Source organism: Streptomyces phaeolivaceus (assembly GCF_009184865.1).
Lineage (GTDB): Bacteria > Actinomycetota > Actinomycetes > Streptomycetales > Streptomycetaceae > Streptomyces > Streptomyces phaeolivaceus.
Map to the genome: position 1 here is coordinate 205132 of NZ_CP045096.1, position 20337 is coordinate 225468.

At 71.7% G+C, this 20337-nt stretch carries 18 protein-coding genes; 10 read left to right on the forward strand and 8 right to left on the reverse strand.

The genetic code is table 11. The annotated features are described in order from the left end of the window. Positions 1–74: 74 nt before the first annotated feature. The 5 genes from F9278_RS01310 to F9278_RS01330 all read left to right on the forward strand — a co-directional run bounded on the left by F9278_RS01310 (position 75) and on the right by F9278_RS01330 (position 4544). On the forward strand, positions 75–1775 hold the full coding sequence (locus tag F9278_RS01310; protein ID WP_193241952.1) for an L-aspartate oxidase: 1701 nt from the start codon (positions 75–77) through the stop codon (positions 1773–1775). 115 nt (positions 1776–1890) lie between these two features. Further along, on the forward strand, positions 1891–2637 hold the full coding sequence (locus F9278_RS01315) for an SDR family oxidoreductase (protein WP_152166587.1): 747 nt from the start codon (positions 1891–1893) through the stop codon (positions 2635–2637). 148 nt (positions 2638–2785) lie between these two features. Beyond that, positions 2786–3355 (forward strand): YceI family protein, encoded by a 570-nt coding sequence (locus tag F9278_RS01320; RefSeq protein WP_152166588.1) that lies wholly within the window; start codon positions 2786–2788, stop codon positions 3353–3355. Beyond that, positions 3352–3552, forward strand: a complete 201-nt coding sequence (locus F9278_RS01325) for a hypothetical protein (RefSeq protein WP_152166589.1) — start codon at positions 3352–3354, stop codon at positions 3550–3552. The genes F9278_RS01320 and F9278_RS01325 overlap by 4 nt, the downstream gene beginning before the upstream one ends. Before the next feature lie 89 nt (positions 3553–3641). Next, positions 3642–4544 (forward strand): UTP--glucose-1-phosphate uridylyltransferase, encoded by a 903-nt coding sequence (locus tag F9278_RS01330; RefSeq protein ID WP_152173628.1) that lies wholly within the window; start codon positions 3642–3644, stop codon positions 4542–4544. Positions 4545–4581: 37 nt separating this feature from the next. Here the strand turns inward: F9278_RS01330 and F9278_RS01335 are convergent, their stop codons facing one another. From F9278_RS01335 to F9278_RS01360, 6 genes are all read right to left on the reverse strand, one after another. Beyond that, positions 4582–7353: an ATP-binding protein gene (locus F9278_RS01335; RefSeq protein WP_152166590.1), complete on the reverse strand. Its 2772-nt coding sequence runs from the start codon at positions 7351–7353 to the stop codon at positions 4582–4584. Between the two features lie 98 nt (positions 7354–7451). Then, entirely contained in the window at positions 7452–8390 is a 939-nt protein-coding gene (locus tag F9278_RS01340) for a hypothetical protein (protein WP_152166591.1), read from the reverse strand. Beyond that, positions 8387–8875 carry a hypothetical protein gene (locus F9278_RS01345; protein WP_152166592.1) on the reverse strand — a complete coding sequence of 163 codons (489 nt, stop codon included), beginning with the start codon at positions 8873–8875 and terminating at the stop codon, positions 8387–8389. Before F9278_RS01345 ends, F9278_RS01340 begins: the two co-directional genes overlap by 4 nt. Positions 8876–8878: 3 nt before the next feature. Continuing rightward, positions 8879–10102, reverse strand: coding sequence for a macrolide family glycosyltransferase (locus tag F9278_RS01350; protein WP_152166593.1), 1224 nt, complete (start codon positions 10100–10102; stop codon positions 8879–8881). Then, positions 10099–11073 (reverse strand): patatin-like phospholipase family protein, encoded by a 975-nt coding sequence (locus F9278_RS01355; protein ID WP_152166594.1) that lies wholly within the window; start codon positions 11071–11073, stop codon positions 10099–10101. Before F9278_RS01355 ends, F9278_RS01350 begins: the two co-directional genes overlap by 4 nt. 51 nt (positions 11074–11124) lie before the next feature. Beyond that, positions 11125–12081, reverse strand: a complete 957-nt coding sequence (locus F9278_RS01360) for an alpha/beta hydrolase (protein WP_152166595.1) — start codon at positions 12079–12081, stop codon at positions 11125–11127. A gap of 222 nt (positions 12082–12303) precedes the next feature. On the opposite strand from F9278_RS01360, the gene F9278_RS01365 reads away from it, so the two are divergent. Continuing rightward, positions 12304–13032 (forward strand): sigma factor, encoded by a 729-nt coding sequence (locus tag F9278_RS01365; RefSeq protein ID WP_226966581.1) that lies wholly within the window; start codon positions 12304–12306, stop codon positions 13030–13032. Here the strand turns inward: F9278_RS01365 and qcrB are convergent. Together qcrB and F9278_RS01375 are read right to left on the reverse strand one after the other, a co-directional pair. Further along, a complete protein-coding gene (gene qcrB, locus F9278_RS01370; RefSeq protein WP_152166596.1) occupies positions 12947–14689 on the reverse strand; it encodes a cytochrome bc1 complex cytochrome b subunit in 1743 nt (580 codons plus the stop codon). The two genes, F9278_RS01365 and qcrB, sit on opposite strands and share 86 nt — an antisense overlap. Beyond that, on the reverse strand, positions 14682–14975 hold the full coding sequence (locus F9278_RS01375) for a WhiB family transcriptional regulator (RefSeq protein ID WP_152166597.1): 294 nt from the start codon (positions 14973–14975) through the stop codon (positions 14682–14684). Before F9278_RS01375 ends, qcrB begins: the two co-directional genes overlap by 8 nt. A 187-nt stretch (positions 14976–15162) precedes the next feature. Here F9278_RS01375 and F9278_RS01380 point away from each other — a divergent pair, with 187 nt between their 5' ends. From F9278_RS01380 to F9278_RS01395, 4 genes are all read left to right on the forward strand, one after another. Further along, entirely contained in the window at positions 15163–16116 is a 954-nt protein-coding gene (locus F9278_RS01380; RefSeq protein ID WP_152166598.1) for a sigma-70 family RNA polymerase sigma factor family protein, read from the forward strand. Between the two features lie 97 nt (positions 16117–16213). Continuing rightward, positions 16214–18592 (forward strand): ABC transporter permease, encoded by a 2379-nt coding sequence (locus tag F9278_RS01385; protein ID WP_152166599.1) that lies wholly within the window; start codon positions 16214–16216, stop codon positions 18590–18592. 238 nt (positions 18593–18830) lie between these two features. Continuing rightward, positions 18831–19790 (forward strand): sigma-70 family RNA polymerase sigma factor, encoded by a 960-nt coding sequence (locus F9278_RS01390; RefSeq protein ID WP_152166600.1) that lies wholly within the window; start codon positions 18831–18833, stop codon positions 19788–19790. 29 nt (positions 19791–19819) lie between these two features. After that, positions 19820–20335 carry a hypothetical protein gene (locus tag F9278_RS01395; RefSeq protein ID WP_152166601.1) on the forward strand — a complete coding sequence of 172 codons (516 nt, stop codon included), beginning with the start codon at positions 19820–19822 and terminating at the stop codon, positions 20333–20335. The last annotated feature ends 2 nt before the right edge of the window (positions 20336–20337 follow it).

Genomic DNA, 20337 nt, shown 5'->3' on the forward strand with positions numbered 1-20337 from the left:
ACCTGGTCGTAGTGGGTGAACAACACCGGCGATCGGAGTAGACCGTGGCACTCACCGAACAACGTCTTTCCACCATGGTGCTGGTGATCGGCACCGGAGGCGCCGGGTTGCGCGCGGCGATCGAACTGGCCGAGGCCGGCGTGGATGTCCTCGCGGTCGGCAAGCGCCCCAAGGAGGACGCGCACACGGCCCTCGCGGCCGGCGGGATCAACGCGGCGCTGGCCACCATGGACCCCGAGGACAGCTGGCAGCAGCACGCGGCCGACACCCTCAAGGAGAGCTATCTGCTCGCCGATCCCCGTACCGCCGAGATCGTCACCCAGGGCGCCGCCCGGGGCATCGACGACCTGGAACGCTTCGGCATGGCGTTCGCGCGGGAGGAGGACGGCAGGATCTCCCAGCGGTTCTTCGGGGCGCACAAGTTCCGGCGCACCGCCTTCGCGGGCGACTACACCGGCCTGGAGATCCAGCGGACGCTGATCAGGCGCGCGGAACAGCTGAAGGTTCCCGTCCTCGACGGCGTGTACATCACCCGGCTCCTGACGCACGACGGGGCCGTCTTCGGCGCGTACGGCTTCGATCTGACGAACGGTACGCGCTGTCTGATCCACGCCGACGCGGTGATCCTCGCGGCGGGCGGGCACACCCGGATCTGGCGGCGTACGTCCTCGCGGCGCGACGAGAACACCGGCGACTCCTTCCGGCTGGCGGTGGAGGCCGGGGCCCGGCTGCGCGACCCGGAGCTGGTGCAGTTCCACCCGTCCGGGATCATCGAGCCGGAGAGCGCGGCCGGAACCCTGGTCAGCGAGGCCGCCCGGGGCGAGGGCGGGATCCTGCGCAACGCGCTCGGGGAGCGGTTCATGGCCCGCTACGACCCCGACCGGATGGAGCTGTCCACCCGCGACCGGGTGGCCCTGGCCTCCTACACGGAGATCAAGGAGGGACGCGGGACCGCTAAGGGCGGTGTGTGGCTCGACGTGTCCCATCTGCCCCGGCAGACGATCATGACCAGGCTGCCGCGGGTGTACCAGACGCTGCTGGACCTGCAGATGCTGGACATCACCCGGGAACCGATCGAGATCGCGCCCACCGCGCACTACTCGATGGGCGGGGTGTGGGTGCGCCCCGAGGACCACAGCACCGACGTACGCGGGCTCTACGCCATCGGGGAGGCGTCGAGCGGGCTGCACGGCGCCAACCGGCTCGGCGGGAACAGCCTCATCGAGCTGCTGGTCTTCGGCCGGATCACCGGCCGGGCCGCCGCCGCCTACTCCGAGTCCCTCACCGCCCACCCGCGCTCGGCGTCCGCCGTCGCCGAGGCCCGTGCGGAGGTCGACGAACTGCTCACGGCCGACGGCCCGGAGAACGTACGGGCCCTGCAGCGCGCCATCCGCAACACCATGACCGAGCACGCGGGCGTCGTACGCGACGAGGAGGGCCTGCGGGCCGGGCTGGCGGAGCTCTCCGTGATCGAGAAGCGGATGGAGGACGTCGGTGTCCACCCGGACATCGCCGGCCATCAGGACCTCGCCCACGCCTTCGACCTCAAGTCCGCCGCGCTCGCGGCGCGGGCCACGCTCGAAGCGGCGCTGGAGCGCCGCGAGACCCGCGGCTGTCACAACCGCAGCGACCACCCCGACCTGGATCCCGCTTTCCAGGTGAATCTGGTGTGGTCGCCGACGACCGGTATCACCCACGAGAGCATTCCGGCGATCCCGGACGAGATCTCCTCGCTGATGCAGGAAGTCACGACCGAGGGAAAGCTTGTCGAATGACAGAAATTCTCTCGATCCCCGCGAAATACGTGTCACAAGAACAGTCACTGTCTTGTCTCTTCTGGTACGGAGAACAACCTCCCGTACAGAGCACATCCTCCGAAAGGATTCCGTCATGAAGGTCGTAGTGATCGGTGGAACCGGACTCATCGGTTCGAAGCTCGTCGGCAAGCTCGGCGAGCACGGGCACGAGGCGGTCGCCGCCGCGCCCAACACCGGCGTCAACACCCTGACGGGCGAGGGCCTCGCCGAGGTCCTGGAGGGCGCGTCGGTCGTGGTCGACGTGTCGAACTCCCCCTCCTTCGCGGACGACGCCGTCATGGACTTCTTCCGCACCTCCACGACCAACCTCCTCAAGGCCGGGTCCGAGGCCGGCGTGACGCACCACGTGGCGCTCTCCGTGGTCGGCACGGACCGCCTCCAGGAGAGCGGCTACTTCCGTGCCAAGCAGGCCCAGGAGGAGCTCATCCAGGCGTCCGGGATTCCGTACTCCATCGTCCACGCCACGCAGTTCTTCGAGTTCATGAAGGGGATCGCGGACATGTCGACGGAGGGCGACACCGTCCGGCTGGCCCCCGTGAAGATCCAGCCGATCTACTCCGACGACGTGGCCGCCGCCGTCGGCCGCACCGCGGTCGGCTCCCCGGTCAACGGGGTGGTGGAGGTCGCCGGCCCCGACGTCTTCCAGCTCGACGAGCTGATCCGCGGGGCCCTCGCCGCCAAGGGCGACCCCCGCACGGTCGTCACCGACCCGAAGGCCCCGTACTCCGGCGCCCAGGTGCAGGAGAACACGCTCGTCCCGGGCCCGGACGCGCACATCGCCGAGACCCGGTTCGCCGACTGGCGCGCGCAGCAGAAGTGACTCCTCTTCTTCCGTGGTCCCCTGCCGACGGGCGGGGGACCCGGCCCCCCTCGAACCATCGCTTCGGTTTTCCCCTCACGAAGGGCGATTCGCCATGTCCCATCGCACGGAAACAGCGATTTCCGATTCCGCGCTTTCCACTCCCTCCATGCCTTCCGCGTCTTCCGCGCCCTATCAAGGGCTGACGGGCACCTACAGCATCGATCCGGCCCACAGCACCATCGGTTTTTCCGTCCGGCACGCCATGATCGCCAATGTGCGGGGGAAATTCACCGCGTTCGAGGGTCTGCTGAAGATCGACGGGTCGCACCCCACCCGGTCCGAGGCCCATGTCAGTGTCCAGACCGGCAGTCTCGACACGGGTATCGCACAGCGGGACGCCCATGTGACGAGCGCGGACTTCCTGGACTCGGCGACCTTCCCGCTCATGACCTTCCGCTCCACCGGGATCGTCGACGCCGCGGAAGGACAGTTCCGGATGTCCGGTCTGCTGCGGATCAAGGACGTCGAACTGCCCCTGCGTATCGACCTGGAGTTCGGTGGCGCGGGCCAGGACGCCGACGGGCAGAACCGGGTCGGCTTCGAGGGCACGGCCACCCTGAAGCGCTCCGACTGGGGCATCGACTGGAACTCGGCGCTGGCCACGGGCGGAGTGCTGATCGGCGACAAGGTGAAACTGGTCCTCGACATCTCCGCCGTGGAGCTGGAGCCACGATGACCCGACCGTCCGAGGACCGGGTCGCCATGGCGGCCACCGTGGTGTCGCTGGCCGCCGAGGCGACCGCGCTGGAGACCCGGGTAGACACGTTGCGCCGGGAGCTCGCGGACCTCGACGAGCGGACGGAGGCCGTACTGCACGCCCTGCGCCGGCTCGACGGGGGACGGGCGCGCGGCGCCCGCGGAGCCCCTGGGTAGGCTTTCTCCCGGAGCCGCGCGACCGTGTGCGTGTGTGCCCGGTCGCCGTGCCAACCGGTACGGTGTGCCGCCCGACCAGGAGAGACATGATGCCCCCGACGATTCGCCGGGCTGTGATCCCCGCCGCCGGCCTCGGTTCCCGTCTGCTGCCCCTGACGAAGGCGACGCCGAAGGAGATGCTGCCGGTCGGCGACAAGCCGGTCATCGAGCACACCGTGCGCGAGCTGGTGGACTCCGGGATCACGGACATCACCATCGTCGTCTCCGGCGGCAAGAGCCTCATCCAGGACCACTTCCGCCCCAACCCCGCCCTGGTCGAGCAGCTCCGCGAGGACGGCAAGACGGCCTACGCGGACGCGGTGGAGGAGGTCGCCGAACTGGCCCGCCGGGGCCACATCACCTACCTCGACCAGTACGGGCCGTACGGCAACGGCACCCCGGTGCTCAACGCCGCCCGTGCCTTCGGCGACGAGCCCGTGCTGGTGCTCTGGCCCGACGACGTCTTCGTGGCCGAGGTCCCCCGCGCCCAGCAGCTGATCCGCGCCTACGAGCAGACCGGCTGCCCGGTGCTGGCCCTGCTGCCGATGGACCCCACCGAGTCCCAGCGCTACGGCGTGCCCATCGTCAAGGAGGACCTCGGCGACGGCCAGCTGCGCATCACCGGCCTGGTCGAGAAGCCCGAGCCGGCCGCCGCGCCCTCGGCGTACGCGGCCATCGGCGGTTATGTCGTCACCCCCGGCATCATCGACGAACTGCGCGAGCAGACCCGCCGCTGGTACGAGCACCGCACCGGCGAGGTCTATCTGACCGACGCCATCAACGCCTACGCCGCCACCCGCGCCGTGTACGGGCAGGTCATCAAGGGCCGCTGGTACGACACCGGCAACCCGGCCGACTACCTGGTCGCCCAGCTGGCCTTCGCACTCGCCCACCCCGAGTACGGCCCCCTCGTACGCGGTCTGGTCGACAACCTCGACACCACCGCCGAGTAGGCACCGGACCACCTGGACCGGCAGCCCAGGCCTCGGCCTAGGCCGAGGTCGCCTCGCCTTCGAGGCGCAGGGTGCGGATCTCCTTGCGGGAGGAGATGCCGAGCTTCGAGAACACCTTGCGCAGATGCCATTCGACGGTGTGGGGGCTGAGGAACAGCTGGGTGCCGATCTCGGAGTTGGTGAGACCCTCGCCGGCGAGCCGGGCGATCTGGGCCTCCTGGGAGGTGAGGGCCGTGGGCGCCGAGATGGTGTGTCTGCGGACCTTCGCGCCCGTGGCCTGCAGCTCGCTCCGGGCACGTTCGGCGAAGGCCTCGGCCCCGATCCGGCTGAACATGTCGTGGGCGACGCCCAGTTGGGCACGGGCGTCGACGCGGCGGTTCTCCCGGCGCAGCCATTCGCCGTACAGGAGCTGTGCGCGGGCCAGTTCCACCCGGACCCGGGTCCGGGCGAGCCGTTCGATCGCCTCGCGGTAGAGCCGCTCCGCGGTGTCGCCCTCGCTCAGCAGGGCCCGCGAGCGCGCTTCCACGCCCAGCGCCCAGTCCGTGCCGCTGGCCCGGGTCGCCGCCGAGAGCTGCTCCAGCGCGTCGGTGGCCGCCTGGGGCAGACCACTGCGTACGGCCGCCTCGATCAGCTCGGCCAGGCCCCAGCGCGGGGAGGCGAACTCGTAGGGGTGGGCGGCGGCCTCCCGGGCGGCGGAGAGCGCCTCGGTGTACTGGCCGAGGCCGTTGCAGAGGACAGCGTGGTAGCAGTGCGAGACGGTGACGGCGGCTCCCTGGCCACGCGGCACGGCCTCGCTCATGATCGCGTCGAGCAGGGTGCGGGCCTCGCGTTCATGGCCACGCCAGGCGGCGAGGCCGAGGGGCAGTACCCGTGTCGGGTTGCTGCCGATCGCGGTGCAGACCGTGCCGACCTCCTCGACCAGTGACGCCGCCGTCGTCAGCTCACCGGCGAGGAGGTGCAGATGCGCACGGGCTTCGAGCACGTCGGGGAGCGCGCTGAGCGCGCCGGACCGGCGGGTGATGGTCAGATGGCGGGTCGCGACCAGATGGCCGCGCTCGTCGTCCCACAGGTCCGAGGCGAGGACCCCGCCGAGCCAGAGCAGCCGCAGCGCGTCCCGGACGGGCAGTTCCTCGTCGCAACAGGCTTCGAGGGCGCGTTCCATCAGCGGGACCGAGGCCGGGTAGCCGTCGGTGAGGCGGACGGCGACGGCGTCCAGCAGCAGATCGGGCAGTCCGGTCGGCGACGGTGGCGGCGACGCGCCCCGGGCGGCCTCGCCGACCTCCCGCAGCCCCGGGCCGTGCGCGAGACGGCCGGCGAAGACGGCCGCGGCGACGGCGTCCAGATAGGTGTCGCGGGCGAGCGCGGGGGCGAGCGGACCGAACCGGCGGGCGGCGGCGAGCAGCAGCGAGGGGGCCTGGCTGCCGCGGTTCTGGGCGAACGCGATCTCGGCGTGCAGGACGTCGATCCGGGCGCGCCCGAGTTCGTCGAGGGGTCCGGCCTCGGCCGTGGCGAGGAGTGTGGCCGCCGGCTCGAACGCGCCCGCGTGCAGGGTGGCCCGTGCCGCGTCCACCGCGCGCCGGGCGCGCAGGGCGGGGTCGCGGGTGAGTTCGGTCGCGCGTTGCAGGAACGCGGCCGTCGCCGCGATGCCGCCGCGGGCCTGTGCCCGGTCGGCGGAGCGCTCCAGTTCGTCGGCCACGGTCTCGTCGGGTCCCGAGGTCGCGGCGGCCAGATGCCAGGCCCGGCGATCGGGGTCGAGCCGGGTGTCGGTCACGTCGGCGAGGGCCCGGTGCGCCTCGCGGCGGTCGTCGGGGCTCGCCGCGCGATAGGCCGCCGAGCGGACCAGCGGGTGCCGGAACCGTACCCGGGTGCCGAGGGTGATCAGCTCCGCCGTGTCGGCGTGCGCGAGGGCGGAGTCGATGTCGATGCCCAGCCGTTCGGCCGCGCGTCTGAGCAGTGCGGCGTCCCCGACGGGTTCGGCAGCGGCGGTGAACAGCAGGCGTCGTGTCTCGGCCGGCAGCGACCGGACCCGGTGGACGAAGCCTCGTTCGATCTGGCTGGACAGCGGCCCGGCGTCCGGGCGGCCGAAGCCGCCGGCCAGTTCTCCGACGGCCAGTCGGCGGGGCAGTTCCAGCAGGGCCAGCGGGTTGCCGCCGGACTCGGCGACGATGCGTTCGCGCACCCGCTGGTCGAGCGGGCCGGTGACGACCGAGTCGAGGAGTGTGCGGGAGTCGTCCTCGGACAGTCCCGTCACGCGCAGTTCCGGGAGCCCGCCGAGGGCCTCGCCGGGGCCGGGCTCGCGGACGGCGAAGACGAGCACGATCGATTCGGCGAGCAGTCGGCGGGCGACGAACGCCAGGGTCTGGGCCGAGACATGGTCGAGCCACTGGGCGTCGTCGACGAGGCAGATCAGCGGCTGGTCCCCGCCGGCGTCGGCGAGGAGGCTCAGTGTGGCCAGACCGACCAGGAACCGGTCCGGCGCGGCACCGGCGCGCAGTCCGAACGCCGTGCCGAGCGCGTCGCGCTGTGGTCCGGGCAGCCGGTCGAGGCCGGTCAGCAGGGGGGCGCAGAGCTGGTGCAGTCCGGCGTAGGAGAGTTCCATCTCGGACTGGACGCCGGCCAGTCCGACCGTGCGGCAGCCGGCGGCGCGGTCGAGGAGGAACCGCAGCAGTTCGGTCTTGCCGATGCCCGCCTCACCGCGCAGGACCAGGACCCCGCTGCGGCCGTCCCGGGCGCCGGCCAGCAGGTCGTCGAGCGCCCGGCACTCGTTCCGCCGGCCGAGGAGTCCGGCTCGTGAACCGCTCCTCGCCATGGCCGCTCCCCGGTCCGCACGCTTCGACCGGTATGGTAATACGCCATTCGATCGCTACGCCCGGGTACAGGTGAGCCGTCAGGGCAGGGAGTGGTTCGTCAGGGCAGGGGACGGTCCGTCGTCGTGGGTGTGCCGTGGTGGGCGCGGACGATGCCGATCACGGTGTCGGTGGTGCGGTCGAGGTAGGTGCGGCCGTCGGGCAGCCGTGTGTCCGGGCTGATGTAGCTGCGCGGGCCGAGGTGGGTGGCCGGGTCGAGCCGGTGCACGGTGATCCGGCCGGCGCGGAGGGCGCGGTTCCATCCGCTGCGGCGGAACAGGGACCAGCGCTGCGGGAAGATCCAGGTGCCGACCCGCTCGATCCGGTCGCCCGCGCTGGTGAGCTGGTACACGTGCGTGGCGTGGGTGAGGTCGTTGGCGCCGTTGTGGAACCCGCCGAGCGTGATCACGACGAGCGGCGCGCGCAGCTGGGTGTGGAGTTCGTCGATCGCGCCGGTGGCGACCTGCGCTCCCCCGCTGTAGCTGAGCAGCACCACGGGGACACCGCTGTCGGGCTCGTAGCCGGCGAGCCGTAGCTGCGTGGCGATCTGGGAGCCGACGGCCCGGTTGTACAGCGGGCGGTACCGGTGGTCGGCGGCGACGAAGACCTGCATGACGTTGTGCAGGAACAGCAGCAGCCCGACGTGCCGGCGCAGCCACGCCCACACGGGCCGGTCGGCGAGCGGGTCGGCCAGCGGCGAGTAGGGCTGCACCTGCCCCAGCACCCGCAGCTCGGGCGCTCCGGCGAGCACGGCCTTGACCAGCTGGCCGCCGTCCCGGGTGTCCCGGAAGCGCCGTTTCCCGATGCCGTCGAGATAGACCAGGTACGCGGCCGGGGGGCTGTCGGGCGCGGCGCCCCGGGCGTAGGGGACGCCGTCGGGGAGTTCGGTGACGGGGTCGCGCCAGCCGGCGCTGTAGGCGAGCACCTCGTAGCGGGCGAGCAGGCCCTCGGCGATCAGGACCGGCCCGAGCGCGCAGATCCAGAGCACGATGTCGTTCATACGATCACCTCCGGTGTCCGGGTCGCGCTGACCCGGACGACCAGCCGCCGTACGCCCTCCACCGCGATGCCGAGGCCGGTCCCGGCGACCGCGACGCAACCGGCGGCGGTCCACCAGCCGAGCCCGGACGCCGTCGCGAGCGAACCCGCGAGACCGGCCCCGACACCGACGAAGAGCACCATGTGCAGCAGGGGTCCGAGCAGCGGGAACGCGAGGACGGCGGAGAGCAGCAGCGGGACGAGCAGATTCGGGGTCCAGGCCAGTCCGGAGTCCGGTGGCGGGGAGGACAGCAGCAGTTCGGCCAGGGTCCAGGCGGTCAGCGGCCACAGCGCGAGGACGGCGCCCTCGACGAGACCGGCGGCCACCAGCAGCCCGGCCACGAAGGTCCGCGACATGCCGGGCCGGCGGGACACCAGGGGCACGATGCGTCCGGCGGCCTCGGAGAGCCCGGCGAACACCAGCAGCAGGACGACGGCGGTGGACATCTCTCAGCCTCGCTGTGACGGGTCGACGGGGACGGGCCGCCGGACCGGGCCTGCCGCGCGCAGACATGCCTCCAGTTCGTCGGCGGCCCGCCGGTGGCCACCCGCCTCGTGCTGGGCGGTCCGCAGGCCGGCCGCCGCCGCCCGGAACCCGGGCTCGTGGAGCAGCCGCCGGGCCAGGGTCCGCACGGTGCCCCTGGCGACGTCCTCGGTACGCATCGACAGACCCGCGCCGAGTTCGACGACCCGCCGGGCCACCATGGGCTGGTCGGCGCCCTGCGGGACGACCAGCAGCGGCACCCCGGCGTACAGGGCCTCGTTGACGCTGTTCATCCCGCCGTGGGTGACGAACAGCGCGGCACGGGCCAGCACCTCCGGCTGCGGTACGAAGCGGTACGGCAGGACATTGGCCGGCAGCGGCCCCAGCGCGTCGGGGTCGGTCTGTCCGGTGGACACGATCACCGTGCCGCCGAGCGGGGCCAGCGCGGTGGCGAAGGTCCGCAGCAGCTGGGGATCGGCGTTGAAGACGGTGCCCAGCGAGGCGTACAGCACGGGGTCCTGGAGCCGGTCGAGCGGGAACGACGGGTCGGCCGGGCGGGAGCCGATGCTCGGGCCGACGAAACGGTAGGACCCGTCGAACTCCTCGGCGGCGGGCTGGAACTCCCGCGAGGTGTAGACCAGGTTGAGCGGCTGGCGGATGTTGGCCACGTCGAGCAGGGGCAGCCCGCCGGCGGCGAAACGCCGGCGCAGCTCCCGGCGGGACCGCAGATAGCCCCACAGGCTGCGGGGTCGGGCCCGCGCCGCCGCCAGCAGCTCCCAGGAGCCGTGGGTGGGGCTGGGCACCTGCCGGCCGAAGGCGAACGTGGTGAACGACGAGACCGCCGGGACCCCCAGTTCACGGGCGGCGACCGCGCCCCACAGACAGGCGCTGTCGTGGACGATCAGGTCGGGCCGGTCCCGGCGGAGGTCGGCGAGGACGCCGGGCAGCCAGCGGACGGCGGTCTCGGCGAGCACCTCCATCCAGGTCAGCGGTGTCGGCGGGTCGGGGAACGGCGGGTTGCCCCCGGGGTAGTCGCGCACGGTCGCGCCGACGGCCTCGATCTCCGCGCGGAACGCGGGCGAGGCGTGGTAGGTGACGGTGTGGCCGCGCCGCACCAGCTCGGCCACGACCGGCAGCGTCGGGTTCACATGCCCGTGCATGCTGATGTTGAGGAACGAGATGGTGCTCACAGGCCTGCCTCCACGGTCGAAGAAGTCGGTGTGCCGCACGGACCGGCGGGAACGGCGGGAACGGCGGGAACGGCGGACGTGCCCGGACCGGCGGGTGCGGCGGGTGTCGGCGCCGGGTCGTCGGCCCGGTACAGGCCGGGTCCCCTGATGTGCAGCTCGTCGAGGAAGCGGCCCGCCGTGCGGGAGGCGGTGCCGATCAGCCGCTGGGTGTGGCCGAAGTCCCAGGGGGCGGGCCAGGTCTCGATCCCGGTGGGGAGCACGACGGTCGGGATGTGCCGGGACACCTCCCGCAGATCGCGCTCGATCTGGTGGCGCAACAGCAGCAGCCCGGCCCGGGAGGCGATCGCGCCGGCCCGCGCACGCGGGTCGACGGGGCGCAGCGGCGAGCTCTCCGGTCCGGTCGACAGCACGACCACGCTGGCCGCTCCGGCCTGCAGCGCCGCGAGCACGGGGACATAGGCGACCACCCCGCCGTCGACCAGTGTCCGGCCGCCGCGCGCCACCGGCGGCAGCACGCCGGGGATGGCCGCGCTCGCCAGGAGCGCCGACTCCAGGTCCCCGTGGTCGAGCGCCACCGGGGCGCCGGTGACGAGGTCCATCGCCACGGCGGTGAACGGGATCGCCAACTGCTCGATCCGCGACGGCAGTTCGGCCCGCGCTATCAGCCGGCGCAGACCGCGGTCGGTGAACAGGCTGGTCCGGGAGGACAGATAGCCGAGCGGATACACCTCGCGGCGGCGCAGCCGGGTCCACACATGGTCCAGCCAGGGCGCGGCCCGGTCGGGGTGGGCGGCGGCGATGGCCCCGTTGAGGGCGCCCACCGAGGTCCCGATGATCATGTCCGGGACGAACGCGCGCTTCTCCAGCGCGTACCCGACACCCACATGCGCGGCTCCGAGCACGCCACCGGCGCCCACCACCGCGGCCACGGGACGGGGCAGGGCGCTCAGGCCCACCGACGAGTCGCTCATCTTGACCGGCCTCTCTCAGTCGCTGTCTCAGTCGCTGTCTCAGTCGCTGTCTCAGTCGCTGTCGCTGTGCAGGGCGGTGCGCAGGGCGCGGACGGCCTGTTCCGTCGCGGCCTTCGCGGCCCGGGTGCTCCGCAGGGGGTTGAGCATCATGAAGTCGTGCAGGGCGCCGTTGACCCGGATGCTCGTGGTGGGGACGTCGGCCTGGGTCAGCCTGCGGGCGTACGCCTCGCCCTCGTCGCGCAGCACATCGCTGTCGTCGACGATGACGAGCGCGGGCGGCAGGCCCTGCAACTGCTCCAGGCTCGCCCGCAGCGGCGAGGCGGTGATCTCCGCCCGCTGGGCCGGGTCGGTGGTGTAGCAGTCCCAGAACCAGGCCATGGCCCTCGCCGTGAGATAGGGGCCGTCCGCGAACTCCCGGTAGCTCTCGGTGTCCTGGGCCGCGTCCGTGACGGGGTAGTAGAGCGACTGGTGCACGAAGGTCATGTCACCGCGACGCTTGGCCAGCAGGGTCAGCGCCGCCGTCATGTTGCCGCCGACGGAGTCCCCGGCCACGGCGAGCCGGGCGGCGTCCAGGCCCGCCTCGGCGCCCTTGGCCGTGATCCAGCGGGCCGTCGCGTAGACCTGTTCGAGGGCGATCGGGTACCTGGCCTCGGGGGCGCGGTCGTACTCCACGAAGACGACGGCGGCGTCCGCGCCGACGGCCAGCTCCCGTACCAGTCGGTCGTGTGTGCCGGCGTTGCCCACGACCCAGCCCCCGCCGTGCGTGTAGAGGACGACGGGCAGGGCGCCCCGGCTGCCGACGGGCCTGACGACGCGCACCGCCACCTCGCCCACCTCGGCGGGCACGGTGATCCACTGCTCCTCGACGTCCGGCTTCGGCACCGGCTGCGCCTGGAGTTCGTCGAGGAATTTCCGGGCACCTTCCGGACCCAGCTCGTACAGGAAGGGCGGAAGGGACGCCGTGTCCGCCAGCTCCTGAGCCGCAGTCTCAAGAACGTGCTTCGTCATCGCTGCACTCCTCGGATCGGCAGGCCACCGCCCGCTGTCACCTCTATGACCGGACACCCGCCGCAGGTGTGACAGACCCGGGACGCCGCCCGGCCACGTGGCGGCCAGGCACGACCACGGAGGTGCCCACGGGGTCCCAAGGGCGCGGTCGGGTGGTCGTCGGCGTGAGGTTGGTGGGCGACAGCCTTCCCAGCCGATGGGCACGGAGCAGAGGAGCCGGTCGTGGACACCTATCTGGCCCGAGCCGGGCATGACCGAGCACCGGCCGTGACGACGGCCGACCCGACGACCGGTACGCCGGACACGACCGGTGAGCCGGACACGACGGGTGAGCGGGAGACCGCGATGTCGGTGTTCGTCCGTGCCAGACCCGGGCTGCTGAGGATCGCCCAGCGGATCCTGGGGAACGCCAACGACGCCGAGGACGTGCTGCAGGAGGCGTGGCTGCGCTGGCAGGGCACCGACCGGGCGCGGGTCGTGAACCCGTCGGCGCTGCTGCGGACCACCACGGTCCGGCTGGCGCTCAACGTCGTCCAGTCGGCCTGGCGGCGCCGGGAGTCCTGCGCCAGTCCCTGGCTCCCGGAGTTCATGGACGACCGTGCGACCCCGGAGGTACTGGTCGAGCGGCGGGACGCCGTCGAGCGGGCGGTGCGGCTGCTGATGGAGACGCTGACGCCCAGGCAGCGGGCGGCGTACGTCCTGCGCGAGGGTTTCGGCTGTCCCTACGGCCGGATCGCCGAGCTGCTGTGTCTCGGTGTCGCCAACACGAGGCAGCAGGTCGTCCGCGCCCAGCAGCGTCTCGCGGCGGGGCATCGCGGGCAGCCCGTGGACTCGGTCGCGCAGCGGCGGCTGGTCGAGGCGTTCCTCATGGCAGCTCACTCGGGTGACCTGGGGCGTCTGGAGCGGGTTCTGTGTGCCGACGCCGGCTGTACTCCTGCTCGGTCGGCTTGATGATCTGGGTGCCTTCGCCATAGAGGCCCCGGCTGATCCTGGCCCGCAGGCGCTGGGCGGGGCGGGGGCCCGGGTGCGGGGTCGCCGTGGACAGGGTCACCGGGGTCGCGGTGTCCGGGCCCGCCGTGTCCGGGCCCGCGCCGTTCACGGACGGACGGGCGGTGATCGGCGTGAACTGCTCGTGCTGGGTGAGGGCATGGAGCTGTTCCTGGCTGAGCGGCTCGTGCACCTCGACGAACTCACCGTGGGGCAGCCGCTTGACGATGCCGGTCTCGCGGCCGTGCAGCACCTTGTCCCGGTCCCGGCGCTGCAGCCCGAGCGCCCACCGCTTCGTCAGGACGTAGGCCGCGACGGGTACGGCGAACAGGCCGATGCGCACCGCCCAGGTCACCGCGTTGACCGAGACATGGAAGCGGATGGCGATGATGTCGTTCGCGGCGCCGACCAGGGCGACCAGATAGAAGCTGAGCCACGCGACGCCGAGCGCCGTGCGCACCGGCCGGTTGCGCGGGCGGTCGAGGAGGTGCTGTTCCCGGTCGTCGCCGGTCGCCCAGGCCTCGACGAACGGATACGCGCCCAGGGCGAGGAAGAGACCGACGCCCACCAGCAGCGGGATCAGGTTGTCCAGGGCCAGGGTGTGGCCCCAGAACGCGATCTCCCAGCCCGGCATGACCCGCAGCAGGCCGTCGGCGACGCCCATGTACCAGTCCGGCTGCGATCCGGCCGAGACCTGGTCGGCGCGGTAGGGGCCGTAGAGCCACACGGGGTTGATCTGCGCGACCGCGGCCATCACGAAGATGACACCGGAGACCAGGAAGAAGAATCCGCCGGATTTCACGGCGCGGACCTTGAACGGCAGACCCACGACGTTCTTTCCGTTGCGTCCGGGGCCCGGGTTCTGGGTGTGCCGGTGGTAGAGGACGAGCAGCAGATGGACGACGATCAGTACGACCATCAGGGCCGGAATGAGCAGGACATGGATCGCGTGGAAACGGGCCACCAGATCATGGCCCGGGAACTCTCCGCCGAACAGGAACATCGAGAGACAGGTGCCGACGATCGGGATGGAGAGGATCGTTCCGTTCACGACGGCCAGTCCGGTTCCGGAGAGCAGGTCGTCCGGCAGGTCGTATCCCGTCAGTCCGCCGAACATGCCGAGGATCAGCAGCGAGAATCCGAAGAGCCAGTTGAGTTCGCGGGGCTTGCGGAAAGCGCCCGTGAAGAACACCCGCATCATGTGCACCAGCATCGCGGCGACGAAGACCAGCGCCGCCCAGTGGTGGGCCTGCCGGATCAGCAGACCGCCCCGGACCTCGAAGGAGATGTGCATCGTCGAATTGAAGGCCTCCGACACCAACCGCCCCCGCAGTGGTGCGTAACTGCCCTGGTATTCCACCGGCTCCATCGAGGGGTGGAAATAAAACGTCAGATACACACCGGTGATGACGATGACGACGAAGCTGTAGAGGCATATCTCGCCCAGCAGGAACGACCAGTGGTCGGGGAAGACCCGGCGGGTTCTCTCTCTGACCAGGCGGTGGATGCCCAAGCGTCCGTCGGCCCATTCTGCGAGCTTCTCGCCTCTTCCGCCGGCCCGCGCCTCCTTTTCTTGAGGCCCGCCTTCCAGGGAAGAGTTTTCCCGAGACCCGTCATCCATGTCCCTGCCGCCATTCATGAACCGTTCGAAAGGGCCCGCGTCGTCTCATCGCACGGCGTTCGCTCTCCGTCGTGCCACCCCAGACGCCCTCCACCTGTCCCGTCCGCAGCGCCCAGTCGAGGCAGCGCCGCGCGACGGGGCATCGGCGGCAGACCGCCTTGGCCTCCTCGACCTGGACGAGCGTCGGACCGCTCACGCCTATCGGGAAGAACAGATCGGGATCGACGCGGAGGCAGGCCGCCCGTTCGCGCCAGTACAGGCTTTCGTCTCCTCGTCCAGCGGCCATGGGAGCGCACCTCCAGGGTTCGGCTGCCAGCACAGACCGGGCAGCCCACGCGGGTGTGACACTCGGCCGCGTTCCGGGGGGCGGGCCGTGTCCGGAGCGTCGGTGAAGGGCGATGTCACAGGAGGCGGGGGTGTCCGGTCTATCGGTTCGAGGCGAGAAATGGGCGGTGTGAGAGGAAGGCTGCTGTATGGATCACGCCGAGGCGGTGCCGATCGCGGAGCTGGTCGAGGAGCGGCGGTATCTGCTGGATGTCGCGTACTGGATGCTGGGCAGCCCCGGTGAGGCGGAGCGGGTCGTCGACGAGACCTACCGGCGGTGGTACGGGCTGTCCGACGCCACGCGCGAGCGGATCACGCTCCCCCGGTCCTGGCTCGCGAGGACCGCGGGCGGCTTCTGCCTGGGCCGCCTGGCCACGCCCACCCCGGCCGACGGCTTCGAGGGAATCGAGCGGGCCGAGGGAATCGAGCGGGCCGAGGGCGCCGCGGGGGGAGAGCGGGCCGAGGAGGGCGCGGGAGCCGACACGGCCGTTCAGCCGGTCGCCTCGCCGGGTGCCGTCAGCCGGGTCGTGCTGCACGCGCTGGACTGTCTGTCGCCGGCCGAGCGGGCGGCGTTCGTGCTCAACGACGTCTTCGGGATGGCCCCCGGCGCGATCGCCGACATCGTGGGGCGTACGGAACCGGAGTGCGCCGAACTCGCCGACCAGGCCCGCCACAGTCTCCGGCGGCGCCGCGCACGCCCCACGACACCGGCCCAGCAGGACGCCCTCGCCGACGCCGTCCGCCAGGCCTGTCTGGGCGAGGACGCCGACCGGCTGGCGTCGCTGCTGTGCCCGGACGCCACCGCGTTCTTCGACGGCGGCGGCAAGGTGCGTGCGCTGGCCGGACCCGTCCACGGCGACCGACAGGTGGCCCACAGCCTGCTGACCCTTCTCGCCCAGCGCCCGCGCACCACCCTCACCACCCACTCCGTCAACGGCGCCACCGGCCTCGTCGCCCGCTATCACCACCAGGTCGCCGCCGTCATCAGCCTCGACGTGGCCGATCGCCGGGTCGTCCAGGTCTGGGTGGTGCTCAACCCCGACAAGCTCCGCACCTGGAACCGGCCGCCCACCGTCGACACAGGAAGTGACAACCACCGTTGAGACAGTGGCACCTCTATACACACCATGTATACATAGTGTGTATAGTCCCGCCCATGCCAATCAGCAACACCTTCCTCGGGTTCTCGGAGCCCGCCGTATGACCCCCGACGACCGCGCGCACGGCGCCGCGGCGTGGATCCGTGAACTCGGCCTGGGCATACGCTTCGCCGCGGCCGGGGGCCGCGAGGGCTGGGGCAGGACCGTCCTCACCGCCATCGGGGTGGCGCTCGGCGTCGCGCTGCTGCTGCTCGCCACGTCCACGCCGAACGTCCTGTCCGCGCGTACCGAGCGCGGCAACGCCCGTCAGCCGTCCAATGTCGCGTCGGAGACCTCGGTACCGCGCTCGGACACCTCCTTCGTGTGGGACTCGGGTGACACCGACTTCCGGTCCGACCGTGTCGGCGGACTGCTGCTGCGCGCCGAGGGCGCCCGCGCGCCCGCTCCGCCCGGCGTCAAGGAGATCCCCGCGCCCGGCGACATGGTGGTCTCCCCGGCACTGCGGGAGTTGCTGGACTCGCCCGAGGGCGCCTTGCTCAAGGAGCGTCTGGACCACCGGATCGTGGGCACCATCGCCCCCACCGGTCTGCTCGACGCGAACGAACTGCGCTACTACGCGGGCACGGACCGCATCAGTGTCGAGGGCGGGTCCGTGCGCGCCGCGCGCTTCGGATACGTCCCGGGCCACGATTCGTTCAACGCCCTGCTCTATGTGCTGGTGGTGACGATGTGCGCCGTGCTGCTGGTGCCCGTCGGCATCTTCATCGCCACGGCGGTGCGTTTCGGGGGCGACCGCAGGGACCGGCGGCTGGCCGCGCTGCGCCTGGTCGGCGCGGACCGTCGTACGGTCGCCCGGATCGCCGCCGGTGAGGCCCTCTTCGGTTCGGTTCTCGGGGTCGCCCTGGGCGCCGGGATCTTCCTGGTGGCCCGTCAGGCGGCGGCGTACGTACGGCTGTGGGACGTCGGTGCCCACCCGGGCGACATCGTCCCGCCGCTCGGCCTGGCCCTGCTCGTGGCCGTCGCGGTGCCGCTGGCCTCGGTCGTGGTGACACTGTCCGCGATGCGATCGATATCCGTGGAGCCACTGGGTGTCGTCCGCAGCGTCCGCCCGCGCCGCAGGCGGCTGTGGTGGCGGCTGCTGCCGCCGGCCCTGGGCCTGGCGGTACTGCTGCTCTCCGACCGGGTCGTCTCGGAGTCGCAGGAGATCGGTACGCTCCCCGTCGCCGCCGGCGTGACGCTGGTGCTGATCGGCCTGGCGGGGCTCCTGCCGTGGCTGGTCGAGGCGGTGGTGGCCCCGCTGCGGGGCGGTCCCGTGCCCTGGCAACTGGCCGTGCGGCGACTGCAGTTGTCAAGCGGATCGGCGTCTCGCGCGGTCAGCGGCATCATGGTGGCCACGGCGGGCGCGATCGTGCTGCAGCTGATGTTCGGCGCGATGCAGCAGGGTTTCATGAACCCCTCCGGCGGCGGCGGAGGAGGGGGCAGCGGCAGTGCGGGGGCCGCCGCCGCCCGCACCCCGGACGTCACCCTCGTGTCGGAGAACGGGGACGCCGCCACCACCTCGCGGTTGGAGGAGGGGCTGCGTCGTACGCCGGGTGTGACGACGGCGTTCGCCTACACGGAGGCGTACGCGAGCGCCGGCGAGCGGGCGGTGACGTCCCTGACCGTGGGCGACTGCGCCCAGCTGCGGAAGATGGCCCGTCTGCCCTCGTGCCGCGACGGTGACACCTTCGTCGCGCACAACCCCGGTGACACCGTGGGCGCTCGGGCCGTCGACGAGGCGGCCAGGCCCGGCAAGGCGGTCACCCTCGACGACTACACCTCCGGTTCGGCCCGCGAGATCCGCTGGACCCTCCCGGTGGACAGCCCCGTCGTCCCGACCGTGCCCGATCCGCTCGGTGAGCGGCACGACGGGATCCTGGCCACCCCGGGCGCGCTGCCGGACGGTCCCCTGCCGGGGGCCTTCACCTGGGCGGGTGCGCACACCGATTCCGCTGTGGCCGACGTGGCGGACGAGATCCGCAACACGGCCGCCGAGGTCGACCCGACCCTCACGGTGCGGGAGCGGCAGAACCGGCAGCGCGACAAGGACTACGAGTCGGTCCAGACGGGTCTGTTCGTCGGCGGCACACTGATGCTGATCCTGATCGCCGCGAGCATGCTGGTGTCGCAGATCGAGCAACTCCGGGAGCGCAGGCACCTGTTGTCGGTCCTGGTGGCGTTCGGGACCCGGCGCTCCACGCTGGCCTGGTCGGTTCTCTGGCAGACCGCCGTCCCGGTCGTCGTCAGCACCCTGCTCGCCTCCGTCGGCGGCCTGACGCTGGGTCGTGTGATGCTCGGCATGCTGGGCAAGGAGGCCGCGGACCCGTGGGTCTTCCTGCCCTACGCCGGGGTGGGCGGAGCGCTGGTCCTGCTCGTCACCCTGGTGAGCCTGCCACCACTGTGGCGGATGATGCGCCCGCAGGGCCTGCGCACCGAGTGACGACGACGCCCCGCCGTCGAGTACGCGGACGGCGGGGCGGTCCATCAACCGTACGAGCACTCGCACACGCCGTGGAACACGCCGTAACCGCACCGTGAATCACATCGTGGAACACACCGTGTGTCTGCCGAGGCCGAATTCGGGCCGTCCTGGAACGGCGAGCGGTTCCCACTGTGGCACCAGTGTCACAAGAACGCTTTCTGCTCGGTCTAGTGGGGCAGACGCGATTGGAGCAGCCGTGACTTTCAGCGGAGACCGCAGGCCGACGGATCCCGAACCGTCCCCCGCCACGAGCGATCTCGAAGAAGCAGTGTCCGTCTTCGTCCAGCACCGCAAGCGTCTCTTCGGCATCGCCTACCGCGTCCTCGGCAGCGCGGCCGAGGCCGAGGACGTGGTCCAGGAGGTGTGGCTGCGCTGGCAGCGCACCGACCGTTCCGTGGTGATCAGCCCCGTCGCCTTCCTCTCCAGCACGACCACCCGGCTGGCCATCAACGTCGCGCAGTCCGCGCGGGTGCGCCGGGAGACGTACATCGGACCGTGGCTGCCCGAGCCCGTCGACACCAGCTCCGACCCGGAGTTGGGAGCCCAGCGCGCCGAGGCCCTCGAACTGGCCATGCTGCTGGTGCTGGAGAGACTCAGCCCCACGGAACGCGCCGCCTACGTGCTGCGCGAGGCGTTCGACTACGCCTATCCGGAGATCGCCGCGATCCTCCGCCTCAGTCTCGTCAACGTACGGAAGATAGTCAGCCGTGCGCGCAAGCATCTCTCCGAGGAGCAGCGGGGAAGCGTGGACACGGCCGAACACCGGCGCCTGCTCGACGTGTTCGTCGCGGCGGCCCGCACCGGGGACGTGGCCTCGCTGGAGGCCCTGCTCACCCCCGACACCGTCAGCCTGTCCGACGGCAACGGGATGCGGGGCTGTGCCCGTATCCCCGTACGGGGCCGGTCCCGGGTGGCCAAGATGGTGACGTACACCAAGCTCTGGCGGGACGCGGAGCCCCGGTTCGTCGACGCCAACGGCAGTACGGGGGTGCTGATCAGCCGGGCGGACGAGCCCGTCGCGTTCCTGACCGTGGCGGCCTCGCCCGCGGGCATCCACCAGTTGATGTGGGTGTTCAGCCCGAGCAAGATCGACGCGTTCCTCGCCTCCCGTACCCGCTCCGCGCGCCCCCACCATGTGTCCGACGACTGCATATGATTGCGGAAGCTGCGGATGGAGAGGAACACATGGTTTCTGTAACGGGGCACAGCATCGAGGTCACCGCCGAGAGCCTTCGGGGCGAGCTGGCCCGGCTGCGGATCCAGAAGCAGGCTCTGGAACGGGAACTGGCCGCGGTCGTGGCCCATCTGGGCTCGGTGCAGCGGGCCCTCGGTGTCCTCCAGCCCCTGCTGCTCGACAACCCGGCCGACGGCGCCGGACGACGGACCGACAGCGCCGCCACCACCGACATCGACATCGACATCGACATCGAGCCCAACGACACCGAGCCCACGGACACCGACTCCACGGCCGATGCCGACGCGCAGGGGCAGAAGTCGTACGGCCGGCTCACCGAGCAGATCATGGAGTACTTCGCGGGCGTCGGCGACGCCGAGGTACGGGCCCGCGATGTCGCCGCGGCCCTCGGCCGTGACACCGACAGCGGAAGCATCAACGGGGTGCGCAGCACCCTCGACCGACTGGTCGGCGCCTCCCGTGTGCAGCGGGCGGGCCGGGGTCTGTACCGCGCGGGGCGTCCATAGCG

What these genes read in the sequence shown, in the direction of transcription:
- F9278_RS01310 (WP_193241952.1), top strand. Translation starts at nt 75, where the DNA reads ATGGTGCTGGTGATCGGCACCGGAGGCGCCGGGTTGCGCGCGGCGATC.
- F9278_RS01315 (WP_152166587.1), top strand. Translation starts at nt 1,891, where the DNA reads ATGAAGGTCGTAGTGATCGGTGGAACCGGACTCATCGGTTCGAAGCTC.
- F9278_RS01320 (WP_152166588.1), top strand. Translation starts at nt 2,786, where the DNA reads ATGCCTTCCGCGTCTTCCGCGCCCTATCAAGGGCTGACGGGCACCTAC.
- F9278_RS01325 (WP_152166589.1), top strand. Translation starts at nt 3,352, where the DNA reads ATGACCCGACCGTCCGAGGACCGGGTCGCCATGGCGGCCACCGTGGTG.
- F9278_RS01330 (WP_152173628.1), top strand. Translation starts at nt 3,642, where the DNA reads ATGCCCCCGACGATTCGCCGGGCTGTGATCCCCGCCGCCGGCCTCGGT.
- F9278_RS01335 (WP_152166590.1), bottom strand. Translation starts at nt 7,353, where the DNA reads ATGGCGAGGAGCGGTTCACGAGCCGGACTCCTCGGCCGGCGGAACGAG.
- F9278_RS01340 (WP_152166591.1), bottom strand. Translation starts at nt 8,390, where the DNA reads ATGAACGACATCGTGCTCTGGATCTGCGCGCTCGGGCCGGTCCTGATC.
- F9278_RS01345 (WP_152166592.1), bottom strand. Translation starts at nt 8,875, where the DNA reads ATGTCCACCGCCGTCGTCCTGCTGCTGGTGTTCGCCGGGCTCTCCGAG.
- F9278_RS01355 (WP_152166594.1), bottom strand. Translation starts at nt 11,073, where the DNA reads ATGAGCGACTCGTCGGTGGGCCTGAGCGCCCTGCCCCGTCCCGTGGCC.
- F9278_RS01360 (WP_152166595.1), bottom strand. Translation starts at nt 12,081, where the DNA reads ATGACGAAGCACGTTCTTGAGACTGCGGCTCAGGAGCTGGCGGACACG.
- qcrB (WP_152166596.1), bottom strand. Translation starts at nt 14,689, where the DNA reads ATGGATGACGGGTCTCGGGAAAACTCTTCCCTGGAAGGCGGGCCTCAA.
- F9278_RS01375 (WP_152166597.1), bottom strand. Translation starts at nt 14,975, where the DNA reads ATGGCCGCTGGACGAGGAGACGAAAGCCTGTACTGGCGCGAACGGGCG.
- F9278_RS01380 (WP_152166598.1), top strand. Translation starts at nt 15,163, where the DNA reads ATGGATCACGCCGAGGCGGTGCCGATCGCGGAGCTGGTCGAGGAGCGG.
- F9278_RS01385 (WP_152166599.1), top strand. Translation starts at nt 16,214, where the DNA reads ATGACCCCCGACGACCGCGCGCACGGCGCCGCGGCGTGGATCCGTGAA.
- F9278_RS01395 (WP_152166601.1), top strand. Translation starts at nt 19,820, where the DNA reads ATGGTTTCTGTAACGGGGCACAGCATCGAGGTCACCGCCGAGAGCCTT.